This window comes from Lacinutrix sp. MEBiC02595 (genome assembly GCF_053601555.1).
Genome location: NZ_JBSHNU010000211.1, coordinates 1 through 222 on the forward strand (window position 1 = coordinate 1; position 222 = coordinate 222).

General features: G+C 45.9%; 1 protein-coding gene. It reads right to left on the reverse strand.

Features of this window, described 5'->3' with window-relative positions:
• Nucleotides 1-222, reverse strand: a 222-nt coding sequence (locus ACVCZW_RS07680; protein WP_452232092.1) for a hypothetical protein, incomplete at both ends; no start/stop codon positions are given.

The following is a 222-nucleotide window of genomic DNA, read 5'->3' on the forward strand; positions in this document are numbered from 1 at the left end:
TCCATCCGCTGCCGTTGTTGCTGTTGGCTCTCCTGCGTCTAATACGCCATTGCCATCTAAATCTGCAAATACAGTTACTGGAGAAGTGAATCCGGTTTCTGTTCCGTTTTGTGTTCCATCACCATCTTCATCATTATATACAGTTCCGGTTACGGTTCCTGCTGTAGTATAACCGTCTGTTCCTGCTGCAACTGTTCCATTTACTGGTACGGTTACTTCCGT